The following is a 15,549-nucleotide window of genomic DNA, read 5'->3' as shown; positions in this document are numbered from 1 at the left end:
GGAGTTTTATGACAGGTACAACGATGGTAAAAATGAACTCGGCAATTTTAGGTTCACCAAAAGGCGTAAGTGCAGGAAAGAAAGAATCCTCTCAATTGGATTTTGAATCCTTCATCAATCAAATTGCTTCAAGTGGTCAGGTTGAAGCACAGACACAAACGGATTTTGTAGAAGATAGTCAGAGCAATTTAAAGGTTGGTAGTGTAAAAAAGGAGAGTTATTCAAGTATTCAGGATAAATTACCACAAAAGGAATCTGTTCAGGAAGATGCAAAGGAATTCTCAGAGACATCAGGAATGTTGAAAGAAAAACTAGAAGATTTTGAAAAGAAAATGAAAGAGAGCATTTTAGAAAGTTTAAATGTTTCCGAGTCAGAATTAGAAGCAGCAATGCAAGCATTAGGATTCCAATTTAGCGATTTCATGCAGCCGGAAAATCTTACGACATTGGTTACTCAGCTGGCAGGTAATACAGAGCCAGTCACACTGCTTATGAACGAAGAATTTCAACAGTTATTCCAGACGGTTGAAGAACTAACGGTTTCCCTCTTAAAGGATTTGGGCATGAATAGGAACGAAGTACAGCAATTACTTGAAAATATGCAGCTTGATACTTCGGTTCAGATGAATCCGGATGATGAATTGATTGGACAAGAAGTTGTAATTCAGTCTGAAATTCAAAAGCAAGAGGAAGCGGATTTAGTATTACAGCAGTCACAAGAAACTCAGGCAGCAGACGGAAATAGTGTAGAGAAAGCTTTAGAAAATCTGCCTAAAGAAATAGTGAATGTAGAAGAGCAGGAAATAGACGAAGAAACAAATGCTAAAATTTTGGCAGATGAGTCTATGAATTTAGAAACGGAAGAAATAGAAACTGATTTTTCGGATGATAATACAGATTCTCAGAATAAAGAAAATCACTTATTTTCTAATGCACAAAACGGCAATCCTGTATTAGATGCTAGAACAAATACGGTAGGTGCAGTACCACAGACAGCAGAGAATTTTCAGACGCGTGTAAATGTAGAAAATATTATGAGACAAATCACGGAATCAGTCAGAGTAAGTATGTCTCGGGAAGCCACCAGTATGGAATTACAATTGAATCCTGAAAATCTTGGTAAGATTCATTTGATGGTGACTACGAAAAATGGAATTGTTACTGCGCATATGGCAGCAGAAAATGAAGCTGTTAAAAATGCCTTAGAAAATCAGATTGTTCAATTAAGAGATAATCTTAACAATCAGGGCCTAAAGGTGGAAGCGATTGAAGTAACGATTGCAAGTCACGAGTTTGAAAGAAATTTAGAAGAGAATCAACAGAATAATCAAAAGGAAAGTGAAAGGCAAAATTCAGGTAATAGACGCAGGAATTTAAATGTTTCAGACTTGGAAGCTATTCAAGGGATTATGTCAGAAGATGAAAATCTTGCAGTCAAAATGATGTTACAGAATGGTAATTCAGTTGATTATTCAGCTTAAAAAGAATGATGATACGAATATAAGAAAAAGAAAGGAAGAAATTTATGGCTATTATTGCACCGATTAAGGATGGCATAGTTCAAGATACCACAGCTTCTTCAAACACTTCATCCACATCTACGAAAAAAAGTAATTCAGAACTTGATAAAGACGCATTTTTGCAATTATTAGTTGCACAAATGAAGTATCAAGATCCGATGGAGCCAACAGCCAATACGGAGTACATAGCTCAATTGGCCACATTCTCAGAATTAGAAGCAATGCAGAATCTACAGGCATCACAGAGTCAGGAAAAAGCAACTAGTTTGACAGGAGAAAATGTAATTATGAAGGTTACATCTTCTACTACCGGTGAAACAAGTTATATAAGTGGAAAAGTAGATTATGTTGTGATTGAAAACGGAAAAGCGTTTTTATCAATTAATGAACAATTATATTCCATTGATGATTTAGATACGGTAGTATCGGATGAATACTTAGATGCTACTGAAGCAGCTACAAATTTTAAAAATCAGGTAACGAATCTTCCGAGCGAGCAGACAGTTACATTGGATGATAAAGAAGCTGTAGTGGCAGCAAGGAAGGCATATGAAGCATTATCTACTTATGCGAAAAAATTTGTAAGTTCTGATGCGATTACAAAAATGCAGAATCTGGAAGCAAAAATTAAATTATACGAGTCTGAAGCAGATAAATAATGAATAAGGGACAGTAACCCAAGGGGGAATGGATATGAATTCAATTCAAAATCAATTTACATCCATTGAACAGGTTACCGGCCGATACTTAAAAAATAATCATCAATCTACAGCAAGTGCAGATTCCAACTTCTCTTTTGAAGAAATTTTACAAGAACAACAAAAGACGAATGAGTCCAGAGAATTAAAGTTTTCGAAACATGCCTTGAACAGACTTTCAGATAGGAACATAAATTTATCACAGGGTCAAAAGACACGATTGGAAGAAGGGACGTTGAAAGCAGAAGAGAAAGGGATAAAAGAATCATTAGTACTAGTTGATGACTTGGTATTTATTGTAAATATAAAAAATCAAACGGTAGTCACAGCAATGGACCAAACAGAAGCAAATGAAAATGTTTTTACAAATATTGATGGTGCAGTAATTATTTAGCCGGACCTTTTAAGGAAGCTAAACAGCCTTTGACCGATAGATAAGGCTGCGTCAATATAGTAAGACGATACAATTTAGGAGGATATTTTGTTATGATGAGATCATTATATTCTGGTGTATCAGGATTAAAAACACACCAGACCAAGATGGACGTTATAGGTAATAATATTGCGAACGTAAATACAGTAGCTTTTAAATCTAGTAGTACCACTTTTAGTGAAATATTATATCAAACTACAAAATCAGCATCAGGAGCGAATGCACTGACAGGAACCGGTGGTACGAATGCAAAACAGATTGGTCTTGGAGTTACAACAGGAGCAACTACAGTTAACATTACAACAGCAGGTGCAACGCAGACCACAGGAAACCCATTTGACTTGAAAATAACAGGAGATAGCTTTTTTGTTGTAAGTAATGGTTCAGAAAATTATTTTACAAGAGACGGATCATTTTACGTTGATGGTGCAGGAAACTTATGTATGTCTTCAACCGGATACAATATAATGGGATGGCAGGTTGATGGAGAAGGAAAAATAGCACAAGATACCGTGTCTCCATTAAGGATTCTGGCAGTGGAGAATCTGACTTCAGATCCTGAGGCAACAACAAATTCAAAAATTTCAGGAATTATTGACAAAAATAGTACTCAAGTAACAAGTGAAACGGGATTGATTCGAAGCTTAACTTTTTATGATCAATTAGGATATAGTTATACTGCTAAATTTTCTATAAAATCAACTGCGGCCGATGGAAAATATGCGATTGCACTTAATGATATTGTAGATAGTAACGGAGATTCTATTACGAAAAAATATGGAGTTACATTAGATAAAATTGTAAATTTTGGAACCGATAGAACTACGACTACCTCAACTACAAAGAATTTGACTAATTTAGTAGAAGGTTATGCATATGCCAATGGCAACTACTATTCAGCAACAGGAAGTGTAATGACCAATTATCAGAGTATTTTCCAGACAGGAACTTTAGAATCAGGCTTTACATATAATGCACCTCAGGTGGTTGATAATACATCTTATAATTTCGTGGGAACGAAATCTTATTCGGGAACAACAGGTTTTACAGATGTTGCTACATTGATCGGAGCGACCTATGATTCTGGTACTGGAAAAATGACACAAGGTCTGACAAAAGCTGAAATTTCTTCAATGTTATTTACAAAATCAATGGGTGCTTATAATTTGAACGATGCTGTAGCCTGGACCTATGATTATGGTACGGTCGGAGATGGAAGTGATGCTACTGTAACAGACGGAACAACAACGGTACCGGTTTCAATTCTGACCAGCTGCGGTATTACAGGTACATCTGCCTTGGCTGATGGTGATCCTGTAACAGGGCTTACATGGGAAATGACAAATGCAGAAGTCGTAACTGCATTACAGGCAGCAGAAACCAATCCGGATATTGCATGGAGTTATTCAACTGGTTCCGGATATGTTGCAACTCATACAACTACGTTAGGAAACAGTGATTTAAATACAGGATATTACTATGACTCTGCACAAGGACAGTTTGAACAGGGTGGTACGATTGTAACAGCAGCAGAGGCTTATGGGATACCTGCAGATACAGATGCCGTAAAAAATACTTTTACACAAAATGCGGATGGATCTATTACTTTATCTACAACAACGAAGACAAAAGATTATATTGTACAGTTTAACACTAGTACTGGTGCTTTTGTTTCAGTAAATGGTGAAGATGATGTGAATTTAGATTTTGCTGCCGGTTATGGGAACTTTAAAGATATTAATATGGATTTTAAAGGAACCACAATGGTAGATAATAATGGAAGTTCAACTTTAGTAATGGAGACCGGCGATGCAGATGGTGTCGGAGCAGGGAAAAAGCTTGGACAGATGACAGGGGTATCTATTCAGAACAACGGAATGATTTATGGAACTTACGATAATGGAAATACAAAACTTTTGGGACAGATAGCTACCGCTTCCTTTGCCAATGCTTCAGGTCTCTTGAAAGAAGGAGAGAACTTGTACTCAGCAACATTGAACTCCGGAGAATTTGACGGAATCGGACAAGATGTTACAGCAGATGGAGGAAGCATGTCAAGCGGAGTTTTAGAGATGTCTAATGTAGATCTTTCTGCGGAGTTTACTGAAATGATAACAACACAAAGAGGTTTTCAAGCGAATTCCAGAATTATAACAACTTCAGATTCGATGCTAGAAGAATTAATTAACCTAAAACGTTAGTCAGTAAGGGAAAATAGGGGATAGGATCGGTGCAGAAGAGGAGCATTTGTCTTATCTCCCTTTTTCAGTCAAATTCATAGATATTGTAGAATAATGTTTCACTGTGACGCAATATGTGGTATAATACCAAAGAAGGAGTGCGTATATATGATAGATGTAACGAAGCTAAATGGAATAAAAATATTAATCAATGCTGAACTGATAGAAATAATAGAAGAAACTCCCGATACGGTAATTTCTTTCACAACTGGAAAGAAATTAATAGTAAAAGAAAGTAGACAAGAGATAAAAAATTTAGTAATATCATATAAACGAAGTATTTTTACAAACTTCGACAAAAATTAAAAAAAATAGACAGAATATGAAAAAATAGACAGAATGATTATATACAATAAAGAGAAAAAAAGACGAAGGGACGGGTGGCAATTGTGGATATAGCTTCCTTGTTAGGCATTATTTTAGGTGTTGTAATGATAGTATTCGGTATTGTTTTTGATAAAAATACCGGAGTGGAGTTTTCAAAGTTATTCAGTTTTATTGATATCCCATCAGTTATTATTACAATTGGAGGTTCATTGACAAGTACATTGAGTTCAAGTACTTTACCCAATTTTTTAAATGGTTTAAAATCAATTAAACTTGCGTTTCAAGGGGTGAAGGGAGATGCCAATGAAACCATTTCTAATGTAATAGAATTGTCAACGATTGCCAGAAAAGAAGGTTTGCTGGCATTAGAAGAAGCAGCTACGAATCTGGAAGATGAATTTTTAAAAAAAGGAATTATGCTGGTGGTTGATGGGACAGACCCTGAGTTGGTAAGAGGGATTATGGAAACAGAATTGGTCTGTGTCAGCGAAAGGCATGGAAAAGTACTTGATTTCTGGAATAAATTATCAGAAATGGGTCCAGCCTGGGGTATGATTGGAACTCTAATCGGACTAATTAATATGTTGAAAGGTTTAGATGATCCTTCAACAATCGGTCCTTCTATGTCAGTAGCTTTGTTGACGACTCTTTATGGTTCGTTGATAGCAAACTGGTTGTGCGGTCCGGTATCTGCAAAACTGAAAGCGAATAGTGCAACTGAAATCATGTTAAAAGAAGTGACGGTAGAAGGTTTATTATCTATTCAGGCAGGTGAAAATCCAAGAGTCATTGAAGAAAAATTGAAGTCTTTCTTAGCACCTTCACAACGAACAAAAGTGAATGAAAGAGAAGGTGAGGAATAATGGCAAAAAAGAGGAAAGAGGAAACAGGTCCAAAAGGGGCACCGGCATGGATGACCACATTTGGAGATTTGATGAATCTTCTCTTATGTTTTTTTGTATTATTGTTTTCAATGTCTTCCGTAGATGCTGAAAAATTTGAAAATATGATCGCATCTTTAAATAGTAGTTTTAGTATTTTATCCGAAGGCGGCACAGGTGTAGGAGAAGGAACACTTATTTCAGCAGGAGTCAGTCAGTTGGCAATGTTTGAAGAAGAATACAGCAAAATGCTGGAACCTATCGATTCAGAAGATTCTTCCATGCCAAAGGATTTTAAAGAAGAATATCAATCAGAAGCATTAAAAGAATCAGAAAAAATGGCAGAAAATATTGAAAAAATGGCTCAGGAAAATGAAGTCTTAGATAAAGTCCAAATAGATTTTACATCTCAATATGCTTTGCTTACGTTAAATGGCGCATTACTATTCGAATCAGGAAGTGCAGATATCGTTGAAAATTCTTATCCATTAGTTGATAAGATTGGCACTATATTAGAATACTATAATGAGAATATTATTGAAATAGAAGGTCATACAGATAATGTTCCGATACATGGTGGAGCGTTTAAGAATAATGAAGACTTATCTTGTCAAAGGGCATTGGCAGTAGCAGAATATTTCCGTAATCATAATAGTATAGATCCGGTAAAGCTTAAATACTCAGGTCGTGGGGAATATGCTCCAATTGCTGATAATACAACGGTAGAAGGCAGAGCTCAAAACAGAAGAGTCGAGATTAAAATTTATAATTCGTTTAGCGATTACTAAATGGAAGGAATGAAATAAAATGAAAAAAAATTTATTGACTGTGTTGGTATTGGCTTTAGTGTTAGCTAATTTAATTCTAACTGCTATATTGACATTTAGTGTTATTTCAGAAGTAAAGAAGACAGATGCACTGGTTGGGAAAATAGCAGCCGCGATTGATCTAGAGTTGAGTGCAGGTGAGAAGTCAAAAGACAAGAGCGTTCCAATTGATAAAATCTCAGTATACAATATTGAAGATAGTATGACGATCAATTTAAAACCGGGAAATGACGATGCGGAACATTATGCTAAATTGTCAGTGTCATTATCAATGAATACAGAAAGCAAAGATTATGAAAAATACGGTGCATCACTTAGTGAAAAAGAGAGCTTAATAAAAAATGAAGTCAATCGTGTAGTATCTTCTTATACAATTGACGAAATCAAAAGCAGTACACAGGCAATTCAAGACGAGTTGTTAACCAGAATACAAGAAATGTTTGATTCTGATTTTATTATTCAGGTAGTTTTCAGAGATGTGGTTTATCAGTAAGGCAGATATTAGAAGCACTATGGGTTTGAAGAAAGGAGGGGAATATTCCGATGGGAGAGGTATTATCTCAAAATGAAATAGATAATTTACTGCAGGCGTTAAGCAGTGGTGAACTGGATGCAGATGAGATGAAAGAAAAAGAGGAGAAGCAGGTGAAATATTATGATTTTGCCAGACCTGCAAAATTTTCGAAAGAGCATCTGCGTACTTTAGAAATAGTTTTTGAACATTTTGGCAGATTATTATCTACAAATCTACCGGCATATTTAAGAAAAAATATTCAAGTAGAAGTAGTGAATTCTGAAGCACTTACTTATCAGGAGTTTTCAAATGCTTTAGCGAATCCGGTGATTCTTGGTATCGTTGATTTTAGTCCATTAAACGGACATATTGTATTGGAGTTGGCCCCAAATCTAGGTTTTGCAATGATTGACCGTATGTTAGGTGGAGAAGGGACCGCATTAGAAAAGGCAAGAGAGTTTTCAGAAATCGAATTGACAATTATTGAAAGAATTATGAATATTTGTGTTAATCTTTTAAGAGAACCTTGGAAAAACGTAGTAGATATTTCGCCGAGGTTAGAGAGAATAGAAACCAATTCACAGTTTGCGCAGATCATATCTCCAAGTGAAATGATTGCAATCATTACAATAAATATGAAGATTGGCGAAGTTGAAGGTTTCATGAATATCTGCCTTCCATATTTGACTTTAGAACATGTGATGGATCGTTTAAATACGAAGTATTGGTTTTCCAGCATTCAAAATCAAGATGATAAAGCATATTGTGATGCCATTGGTACTTTGATTTCAAAATCTAATATGCCCATTAAGGCAGTGTTAGGAAAAAGTTCTATTACAGTCAATGATTTTGCCCATTTGCAATGTGGAGATATTATAAGGCTGGACAGAAAAGTAGATGAAGAATTAAAAGTATATGTAGGTAATATAGAAAAATTTGCTGCTCTGCCAGGAGCATCTGGTGATAAATATGCAGTAAGAATTACATCGGTCATAAGAGAGGAGCAGTGATAAAATGGATGGAATATTAGGGCAAGATGAGATTAATGCTTTATTGAATAATACAGATCCCGATGGAATGAGTGATTCGACAGAACAAGTGTTGACAGATGCTGAAAAAGATGCGGTTGGTGAAATAGCAAACATTAGCATGGGAACTGCTGCTACCACCTTATTTGCTCTTGTTAACAGAAAAGTAGTAATTACAACTCCCAAGGTGTCTTATTCAACGTGGGAAGAAATTTCCGAATCATATGAAAGACCATGTGTTTTTATACAAATATCTTATACGGAAGGTCTGGATGGAAGTAATATATTGGTATTGAAAGAACTGGATGTCAAGATTATTACTGATTTGATGATGGGTGGTGATGGCACCAATACAGATGGTGAACTTGGAGAACTTCATTTAAGTGCAATTAGCGAAGCAATGAATCAAATGATGGGTTCTTCTGCAACATCATTATCCTCAATGCTGAATAAGACAATTGATATCAGTCCGCCACAAGCAGATTTAATTGATATAAATTCAGTGGATGATGAAGGAAAGATTGCAAGCTTTTTAAAAGGACGATTTATAAAAGTATCCTTTAAGATGGAGATTGAAGGATTAGCTGACAGTGAAATCATGCAGCTTTATCCTGTAGATTTTGCCCGTGAGATGTATGAATGTTTTCGACAGACAATGGAAATGGATAAAATAGATGAAACTTCAAACAGGCAACAACAGACACCGAAACAACAGGCGGTTCCGCCACAAGCTACAACGCAGCAGGCAGTGCCTCAGCAGACACCGAATGTTGGAATGGCGAATATGAATGGAGGACAACAACCAATGATGCAGCAAATGAATACAGCACCGAAACAGGATGTAAATGTGCAGCCGGCACAGTTTCAGGCGTTTTCAAATGATTTTATTCCAATGGGTCAAAAAGAAAATATTGATTTGATAATGGACGTGCCATTGGATGTAACGGTTGAATTGGGAAGAACAACAAAATCAATCAATGATATTTTAGAATTTGCACCAGGGACAATTATTGAATTAAATAAAATTGCCGGTGAACCAATTGATGTTCTGGTTAATGGCAAATATGTTGCAAAAGGTGAAGTAGTTGTGATTGAAGAAAGTTTTGGAGTTCGTGTGACTGAAATCATAAAAGGATAATATAAGAAGACAGAGGAGATAAGATTATGGCAAAAAATATTTTAGTATGTGATGATGCAGCATTTATGAGAATGATGATTAAAGATATTCTTTCTAAGAACGGATATAATGTAGTTGGTGAAGCTGAAAATGGAGCAATAGCAGTTGAAAAATTCAATGAGTTAAATCCTGATTTAGTTCTAATGGATATTACCATGCCTGAGATGGATGGATTACAGGCTCTTAAAAAGATACGCGAAACGGATACGGATGCAGCTGTTATAATGTGTTCTGCCATGGGACAACAGGCAATGGTTATTGAAGCAATTCAATCAGGAGCGAAAGATTTTATCGTAAAACCATTTCAAGCAGATCGTGTCTTAGAATCCATAAAAAAAGTAATAGGATAGGGATGAGAATGACAATTGGAATGTCCACCATAAATAATATTTTTCAATTATTAGGTGTTTTATTGATTTTTATTTTTGTACTTGCAGTTACTTATTGGACAACACGTTGGATTGCAAAATATCAGCAGGCACAGGTCTTTCATAAAAATATTAAGCCAATTGAAACTTTCCGTGTGACGAATGGGAAGTTTATACAAATCTTGAAAGTAGGAGAAAAATACATTGTAGTTGCAGTCTGTAAAGATACAATTACTATGTTGACAGAATTAAAAGAGGATGAAGTAATGGAAATTCCTCTGGAGATGAAACAGAATACAAATCTCAACTTTCAACAGGTACTTGAAGATATTAAAAAAAAGTTGCACCAAAAACAGAAATAGGCAGGCAAGGGAGATATGTTAAGAGTTAAGAAACAATATAGAAAAATTAGTATAGTAATGAGTCTGTTTGTATTTGTGTTGACCTTATTTCTGCTGAATCATCGTGTGGTTCATGCTACTACGACCGATAATAATACACAACAGAATACAACACAAGACAATCAAAATGATATAGGTCAGCTCAATGTTGGTCAGGGTCCTGAAGTTGCAACAGGGATCAATGATGGTGGTTTTTCCATAAATTATAATGATGGAAAAGGGCAAATGGCAGGAAACATAAAAATACTTATCTTCTTGACCTTAATAGCTTTAGCCCCTTCTATTCTGATTATGTTGACCTCATTTACAAGGATAATCATTGTATTACATTTTACGAGGCAGGCCCTTGGTACACAAACTGCTCCCCCAAACCAGGTTATGGTCGGGTTAGCATTATTTTTAACGTTATTTATAATGTCCCCTGTTTTCAAAAACATAAATGAAAATGCTTTGAAACCATTTGATGCAGGAAAGATTACACAAGAACAGGCCATTGAAACAGGATTAAAACCTTTAAGAGATTTTATGTATAAACAGACACAGGTCAAGGATTTAAATCTTTTTTTAGACATAGCGAACCAGGAAGACGCCGCTGTAGATAAAAATGGGAAAATTATCTTAGAGAAAATTCCAATTTCAGTGTTGATTCCCAGTTTTATTTTAAGTGAATTGAGAACTGCCTTTATTATTGGATTTTTAATTTATATTCCGTTTATAGTTATTGATATGGTAGTAGCATCTACTTTGATGTCTATGGGTATGATGATGCTTCCACCAACAACGATTTCTATGCCATTTAAGATATTACTTTTTGTACTAGCAGATGGCTGGGATTTGGTTATTGGAAATTTAGTAAAGACGTTTTACTGACAATATGAAATAAGAGGTGAAAAAAATGATAAGTCAGGAAGTTGTTATGGATATCGCCAGAGATACAATATGGCTCATAATTAAAGTCTCGATGCCCTTATTGTTAGTTTCCCTAATTATTGGTCTTTTAGTAAGTATTTTCCAGACAGTAACTTCCATTCAGGAACAGACACTAACTTTTATTCCCAAAATTATAGGTATTTTTGTTGGGATGTTGATATTTGGGGGCTGGATATTAAACAGTATTACGACTTATATGACAGAGCTTTGGTCACATTTTAGTTATTACTTATCAGGATCATAATTATGGTAAACTATGTATTTTCAATAGAGACATTTGAATATTTTTTAGTGATTTTTGTTCGGATGGCAACGTTTGTTTTTATTGCTCCATTTTTTGGAATGAGTAATACACCGGCCAGGGTAAAAGTTGGTTTTTCCCTTGTGGTATCAATCGTTTTATTTCAGGTACTACCGGTGAAAGAATTGAATTATAATACAGCAATTGAATATGGAGTAATAGTATTAAAAGAAGGAATTACAGGATTACTGATAGGATATGCAGCCAGCATTTGTAATTCTATTGTTATATTTGCAGGTAAAATTATTGATATGGATATGGGGTTATCGATGGCTACGTTGTTTGACCCGGTAACCAAGGAACAGACCAGTATAACAGGTAATTTATATTCTTATTTCGTTTTAATGATGCTTATTGTTAGTAATATGCATCATTATATATTAAGAGCATTGGTAGATTCTTATCAATTAATTCCCGTTGATGGATTAAATATTAATGTCGATAAGATGTACTCAAATTTTTCGACCTTTATGATAGATTTTATTGTAATTGGGTTCCGCATTGCACTACCTGTATTTGCATGTATCTTAATTATGAATGTAATTTTAGGAATACTTGCAAAAGTAGCGCCCCAGCTAAATATGTTTGCTGTGGGGATTCAAATGAAGATTATGGTAGGTCTGATGGTGTTGTTTTTGACAATTGGATTACTACCTAGTATTTCAAATTTTATATTTGAGGAAATCAAAAAAATGATAATACTATTTATTGAAGGAATGCATTGATATGGAGAATAAATATTTTTATTTGTCCTACAATTTACAGTACTTTGCAAAAGATGGACCTGGTGGAGAGAAAACAGAACCTGCAACCGGGAAAAAATTAAAAGAGGCAAGAGAAGAAGGTCAGGTGGCCAAAAGTAACGAGTTGACTTCGGCAATCGGTCTTGTATCATTATTTATAATATTAAAGTTCTTTATTTCTTATATTGGGACAAATCTTATTTCTACTTTTGAACTTATCTATGGAAAAATTCCGGATATTGTAAAAGAAGGAAGTAAAGAGTTTAATTGGCAGACAGCTACTACATTGCAGTCAACCGTATTGATTAAAATTCTCATGATTGTGGCACCGGTATTTATCATATCCTTGGTTGTTGCAGTAATAGTAAATTTGCTGCAGGTAAAATGGAAACTGACAACAAAACCTCTTAAACCTAAATTAAGTAAATTAAATCCAATGAGCGGATTTAAAAAAATACTTTCAAAACAATCGATTTTTGAATTAGTAAAGTCGATTGGAAAAATCATCTTAATTGCTTACGTATCTTTATCTGTTTTAAAAGAAAAACAAGATCAAATCTTTATTTTATATGATATTCCTCTATTTCAGGCAATTCAATTAATAGGCAGCATAGCGATAGATATAGGGTTAAAAATCAGTTTGGTCTATATTATTGTGGGAATTGCAGATTATATCTTTAATTTTATTAAATTTAAAAACGATATGAAAATGACAAAGCAAGAAGTTAAGGATGAATTTAAAAATACAGAAGGAAATCCTGAAATAAAAGGACGTCAGAAATCAAAAATGAGAGAAGTTTCGAGACAAAGAATGATGCAGGATGTGCCAAAAGCAGATGTAATCATAACGAATCCAACACACCTTTCAGTAGCAGTCATGTATGATTCAGATTCTTTAAAAGCACCTTTGGTAGTCGCAAAAGGTGAAGATTATTTAGCATTAAAAATTCGTGAAATTGCGAAAGAAAACGATGTAGAAATTGTAGAGAATAAACCTTTAGCCCGAATGCTTTATGCAAATGTAGAAGTGGGAGGCGAAGTCCCACCTGAATTATATCAGGCGGTAGCAGAAGTATTGGCGTTTGTATATAATTTGAAGAAATGAAAGTAAAAGGAGGTAACTAAGATGAAAAAGGCAGATATAGGAATAGCAGTCTATTTACTGGCGGCTGTCATGTTTTTCATCATTCCGATTCCAAGTATCTTGCTTGACGTAATGTTAGCAATCAATATATCTGTGGCATTGATTGTATTATTTAATGCCTTATTTGTAAAAGAAGTATTAGATATGTCTTTTTTTCCTACCTTATTGCTTTTCACTACCATATTTAGAATATCACTAAATGTTTCAACAACTAGACTTATTTTAGCAACCGGAGAACCGGGAAATGTAGTAGAAACTTTTGGACAATTCGTTGGTAGCGGTAATTTAATTATTGGTGTAATAATATTTATAATTTTGGTCATTATCCAGTTTGTGGTTATTAATAAAGGTTCCGAAAGAGTTGCTGAAGTAACAGCCAGGTTTACACTGGATGCTATGCCGGGAAAACAGATGGCTATCGATGCAGACCTTAATACGGGAACGATAGATGAAAAAGAAGCAAGAGTGAGAAGAGAAAAGATTCAGCAGGAATCCGGCTTTTTTGGGTCCATGGATGGTGCGATGAAGTATGTAAAAGGAGATGCATCAGCAGGTCTGATTATTACTTTCGTTAACATTATTGGTGGAATTACAATGGGAGTTCTACAGCAGGGCTTGGAATTGTCAGAATCTTTTGGCAAATATACAATATTAACAATTGGTGATGGTCTGGTGAGTCAGATACCTTCTCTTTTGATTTCGTTATCAGCAGGTATTTTAATTACGAAAGTCTCCAAAGAATCTGATTTTAGTTCCGTTTTAGTCCGTCAGCTGTTTGGTATTCCAAAAGTATTGTATATCGTAGGGGGTACTTTATGTTTTCTGGGAATTACGACACCCTTAAGCAAGCTGTTGTTTATAGGACTTGGCCTTGCTTTTGTTGTGACAGCACGTTCGATGCAGAATACTCTGGCTGTGGAGGCAATTGAAGAGGAAGTGGATACATCAGAAGAACAAGCAGATGAAATTCGGCGTCCGGAAAATGTGGTCTCTTTGTTACAGGTAGATCCGATAGAGTTAGAATTTGGATATGGAATCATTCCATTAGCGGATGTAAATCAAGGTGGTGACCTTCTTGACCGTGTGGTTATGATTCGACGCCAGATAGCCTTAGAATTAGGAACGGTAGTACCTATTATTCGTTTAAGGGATAATATACAATTAAATCCTAATCAATATATTGTTAAAATAAAGGGAATACAAATTAGTGAAGGCGAGATTCTATTTGATCATTATATGGCAATGAATCCCGGTTTTGTGGAGGAGGAAGTGATAGGAATTCCTACTTTTGAACCATCCTTTCATTTACCGGCTATTTGGATTACGGAAAGTCAAAGAGAGAGAGCCGAAAGTTTAGGTTATACAGTAGTAGATCCACCATCAATTATTGCAACACATTTAACAGAAATAATTCGTTCTCATGTTGCGGAACTATTGACCAGACAAGAAGTTCAAAATCTTATTAATAATGTGAAAGAAAACAATCCTACTTTAATAGAAGAATTAGTACCGAAACTATTAAGTATCGGCGAAATTCAAAAAGTGTTACAAAATCTATTGCGGGAAGGTATTTCAATAAGAGATTTGTTATCAATTTTTGAGAATCTGGCAGATCATGCAACTACAACCAGAGATACCGATGTTTTAACAGAATATGTCAGGCAAACTTTAAAAAGAGCAATTTCTTCAAAATATTTTCCTTCGAATGAAACGACTAGTGTAGTTACGCTGGATCCTAATGTGGAAAAAGAAATTATGAATTCAGTAAAACAGACTGAGCAGGGAGCATATTTGACTTTGGATCCGGAACGGACGAAAAAAATTATTGCGTCTGTGGAAGAGGAGACAGGAAAGCTTGAGAATTTAGGGAAGGCATCTATTGTTATAACGTCTCCGATTGTAAGAATGTATTTTAAAAAACTTACAGAAGATTATTTTAAAGATTTAGTTGTGATATCATATAATGAAATCGATTCGAATGTAGAATTACAATCAGTAGGGATGGTGACCGGATAAA

17 protein-coding genes are annotated in these 15,549 nt (G+C 35.0%); all 17 read left to right on the top strand.

The window, feature by feature from the left end; all coding sequences use genetic code 11:
• Nucleotides 1-8: 8 nt before the first annotated feature.
• The 17 genes from DWV06_RS14150 (at nucleotide 9) to flhA (ending at nucleotide 15,548) form a co-directional block, all read left to right on the top strand.
• Nucleotides 9-1,481 carry a flagellar hook-length control protein FliK gene (locus DWV06_RS14150; protein WP_115482841.1) on the top strand — a complete coding sequence of 491 codons (1,473 nt, stop codon included), beginning with the start codon at nucleotides 9-11 and terminating at the stop codon, nucleotides 1,479-1,481.
• A 44-nt stretch (nucleotides 1,482-1,525) separates the two neighbouring features.
• Nucleotides 1,526-2,179: a flagellar hook capping FlgD N-terminal domain-containing protein gene (locus DWV06_RS14145; protein ID WP_115482840.1), complete on the top strand. Its 654-nt coding sequence runs from the start codon at nucleotides 1,526-1,528 to the stop codon at nucleotides 2,177-2,179.
• 34 nt (nucleotides 2,180-2,213) lie between these two features.
• Complete coding sequence (locus DWV06_RS14140) at nucleotides 2,214-2,612, top strand: TIGR02530 family flagellar biosynthesis protein (RefSeq protein ID WP_115482839.1); 399 nt, start codon at nucleotides 2,214-2,216, stop codon at nucleotides 2,610-2,612.
• 92 nt (nucleotides 2,613-2,704) lie between these two features.
• The gene (locus tag DWV06_RS18855; RefSeq protein ID WP_235828972.1) at nucleotides 2,705-4,852 is read left to right on the top strand and encodes a flagellar hook-basal body complex protein; all 2,148 of its coding nucleotides are present in this window, start codon (nucleotides 2,705-2,707) and stop codon (nucleotides 4,850-4,852) included.
• A 147-nt stretch (nucleotides 4,853-4,999) separates the two neighbouring features.
• On the top strand, nucleotides 5,000-5,197 hold the full coding sequence (locus DWV06_RS14125; protein WP_115482838.1) for a flagellar FlbD family protein: 198 nt from the start codon (nucleotides 5,000-5,002) through the stop codon (nucleotides 5,195-5,197).
• 83 nt (nucleotides 5,198-5,280) lie between these two features.
• Nucleotides 5,281-6,081, top strand: a complete 801-nt coding sequence (locus DWV06_RS14120) for a motility protein A (protein ID WP_115482837.1) — start codon at nucleotides 5,281-5,283, stop codon at nucleotides 6,079-6,081.
• On the top strand, nucleotides 6,081-6,887 hold the full coding sequence (locus DWV06_RS14115) for an OmpA/MotB family protein (RefSeq protein ID WP_115482836.1): 807 nt from the start codon (nucleotides 6,081-6,083) through the stop codon (nucleotides 6,885-6,887). Before DWV06_RS14120 ends, DWV06_RS14115 begins: the two co-directional genes overlap by 1 nt.
• 19 nt (nucleotides 6,888-6,906) lie before the next feature.
• A complete protein-coding gene (locus tag DWV06_RS14110; protein WP_115482835.1) occupies nucleotides 6,907-7,419 on the top strand; it encodes a flagellar basal body-associated FliL family protein in 513 nt (170 codons plus the stop codon).
• 50 nt (nucleotides 7,420-7,469) lie between these two features.
• Nucleotides 7,470-8,450 carry a flagellar motor switch protein FliM gene (gene fliM, locus DWV06_RS14105; RefSeq protein ID WP_115482834.1) on the top strand — a complete coding sequence of 327 codons (981 nt, stop codon included), beginning with the start codon at nucleotides 7,470-7,472 and terminating at the stop codon, nucleotides 8,448-8,450.
• A 4-nt stretch (nucleotides 8,451-8,454) separates the two neighbouring features.
• Nucleotides 8,455-9,606 carry a flagellar motor switch phosphatase FliY gene (gene fliY, locus DWV06_RS14100; protein ID WP_115482833.1) on the top strand — a complete coding sequence of 384 codons (1,152 nt, stop codon included), beginning with the start codon at nucleotides 8,455-8,457 and terminating at the stop codon, nucleotides 9,604-9,606.
• A 26-nt stretch (nucleotides 9,607-9,632) separates the two neighbouring features.
• Nucleotides 9,633-9,995: a response regulator gene (locus tag DWV06_RS14095; RefSeq protein ID WP_115482832.1), complete on the top strand. Its 363-nt coding sequence runs from the start codon at nucleotides 9,633-9,635 to the stop codon at nucleotides 9,993-9,995.
• A gap of 8 nt (nucleotides 9,996-10,003) precedes the next feature.
• Nucleotides 10,004-10,375, top strand: a complete 372-nt coding sequence (locus tag DWV06_RS14090; protein ID WP_162300652.1) for a flagellar biosynthetic protein FliO — start codon at nucleotides 10,004-10,006, stop codon at nucleotides 10,373-10,375.
• Between the two features lie 15 nt (nucleotides 10,376-10,390).
• Nucleotides 10,391-11,284 carry a flagellar type III secretion system pore protein FliP gene (gene fliP, locus DWV06_RS14085; RefSeq protein WP_115482830.1) on the top strand — a complete coding sequence of 298 codons (894 nt, stop codon included), beginning with the start codon at nucleotides 10,391-10,393 and terminating at the stop codon, nucleotides 11,282-11,284.
• A gap of 25 nt (nucleotides 11,285-11,309) precedes the next feature.
• Entirely contained in the window at nucleotides 11,310-11,588 is a 279-nt protein-coding gene (gene fliQ / locus DWV06_RS14080) for a flagellar biosynthesis protein FliQ (protein ID WP_115482829.1), read from the top strand.
• Nucleotides 11,589-11,590: 2 nt separating this feature from the next.
• Nucleotides 11,591-12,370 carry a flagellar biosynthetic protein FliR gene (fliR, locus tag DWV06_RS14075; RefSeq protein WP_115482828.1) on the top strand — a complete coding sequence of 260 codons (780 nt, stop codon included), beginning with the start codon at nucleotides 11,591-11,593 and terminating at the stop codon, nucleotides 12,368-12,370.
• Between the two features lies 1 nt (nucleotide 12,371).
• Nucleotides 12,372-13,493 (top strand): flagellar biosynthesis protein FlhB, encoded by a 1,122-nt coding sequence (gene flhB / locus DWV06_RS14070; protein WP_115482827.1) that lies wholly within the window; start codon nucleotides 12,372-12,374, stop codon nucleotides 13,491-13,493.
• A gap of 21 nt (nucleotides 13,494-13,514) precedes the next feature.
• A complete protein-coding gene (gene flhA, locus DWV06_RS14065) occupies nucleotides 13,515-15,548 on the top strand; it encodes a flagellar biosynthesis protein FlhA (RefSeq protein WP_115482826.1) in 2,034 nt (677 codons plus the stop codon).
• Nucleotide 15,549 lies beyond the last annotated feature (1 nt).

The organism is Anaerosacchariphilus polymeriproducens (assembly GCF_003363435.1).
Lineage (GTDB): Bacteria > Bacillota > Clostridia > Lachnospirales > Lachnospiraceae > Anaerosacchariphilus > Anaerosacchariphilus polymeriproducens.
Note: the sequence above shows the minus strand (reverse complement) of the source record. Positions and strands in the feature narration are given on the sequence as shown.

Bases quoted from the DNA above. Each gene is read 5' to 3' on its own strand.
- DWV06_RS14125 (WP_115482838.1), top strand. From the start codon at position 5,000: ATGATAGATGTAACGAAGCTAAATGGAATAAAAATATTAATCAATGCT.
- DWV06_RS14140 (WP_115482839.1), top strand. From the start codon at position 2,214: ATGAATTCAATTCAAAATCAATTTACATCCATTGAACAGGTTACCGGC.
- flhA (WP_115482826.1), top strand. From the start codon at position 13,515: ATGAAAAAGGCAGATATAGGAATAGCAGTCTATTTACTGGCGGCTGTC.
- DWV06_RS14115 (WP_115482836.1), top strand. From the start codon at position 6,081: ATGGCAAAAAAGAGGAAAGAGGAAACAGGTCCAAAAGGGGCACCGGCA.
- fliQ (WP_115482829.1), top strand. From the start codon at position 11,310: ATGATAAGTCAGGAAGTTGTTATGGATATCGCCAGAGATACAATATGG.
- fliR (WP_115482828.1), top strand. From the start codon at position 11,591: ATGGTAAACTATGTATTTTCAATAGAGACATTTGAATATTTTTTAGTG.
- fliY (WP_115482833.1), top strand. From the start codon at position 8,455: ATGGATGGAATATTAGGGCAAGATGAGATTAATGCTTTATTGAATAAT.
- DWV06_RS14145 (WP_115482840.1), top strand. From the start codon at position 1,526: ATGGCTATTATTGCACCGATTAAGGATGGCATAGTTCAAGATACCACA.
- flhB (WP_115482827.1), top strand. From the start codon at position 12,372: ATGGAGAATAAATATTTTTATTTGTCCTACAATTTACAGTACTTTGCA.
- DWV06_RS14150 (WP_115482841.1), top strand. From the start codon at position 9: ATGACAGGTACAACGATGGTAAAAATGAACTCGGCAATTTTAGGTTCA.
- DWV06_RS14095 (WP_115482832.1), top strand. From the start codon at position 9,633: ATGGCAAAAAATATTTTAGTATGTGATGATGCAGCATTTATGAGAATG.
- DWV06_RS14110 (WP_115482835.1), top strand. From the start codon at position 6,907: ATGAAAAAAAATTTATTGACTGTGTTGGTATTGGCTTTAGTGTTAGCT.
- DWV06_RS18855 (WP_235828972.1), top strand. From the start codon at position 2,705: ATGATGAGATCATTATATTCTGGTGTATCAGGATTAAAAACACACCAG.
- fliM (WP_115482834.1), top strand. From the start codon at position 7,470: ATGGGAGAGGTATTATCTCAAAATGAAATAGATAATTTACTGCAGGCG.
- fliP (WP_115482830.1), top strand. From the start codon at position 10,391: ATGTTAAGAGTTAAGAAACAATATAGAAAAATTAGTATAGTAATGAGT.
- DWV06_RS14090 (WP_162300652.1), top strand. From the start codon at position 10,004: ATGACAATTGGAATGTCCACCATAAATAATATTTTTCAATTATTAGGT.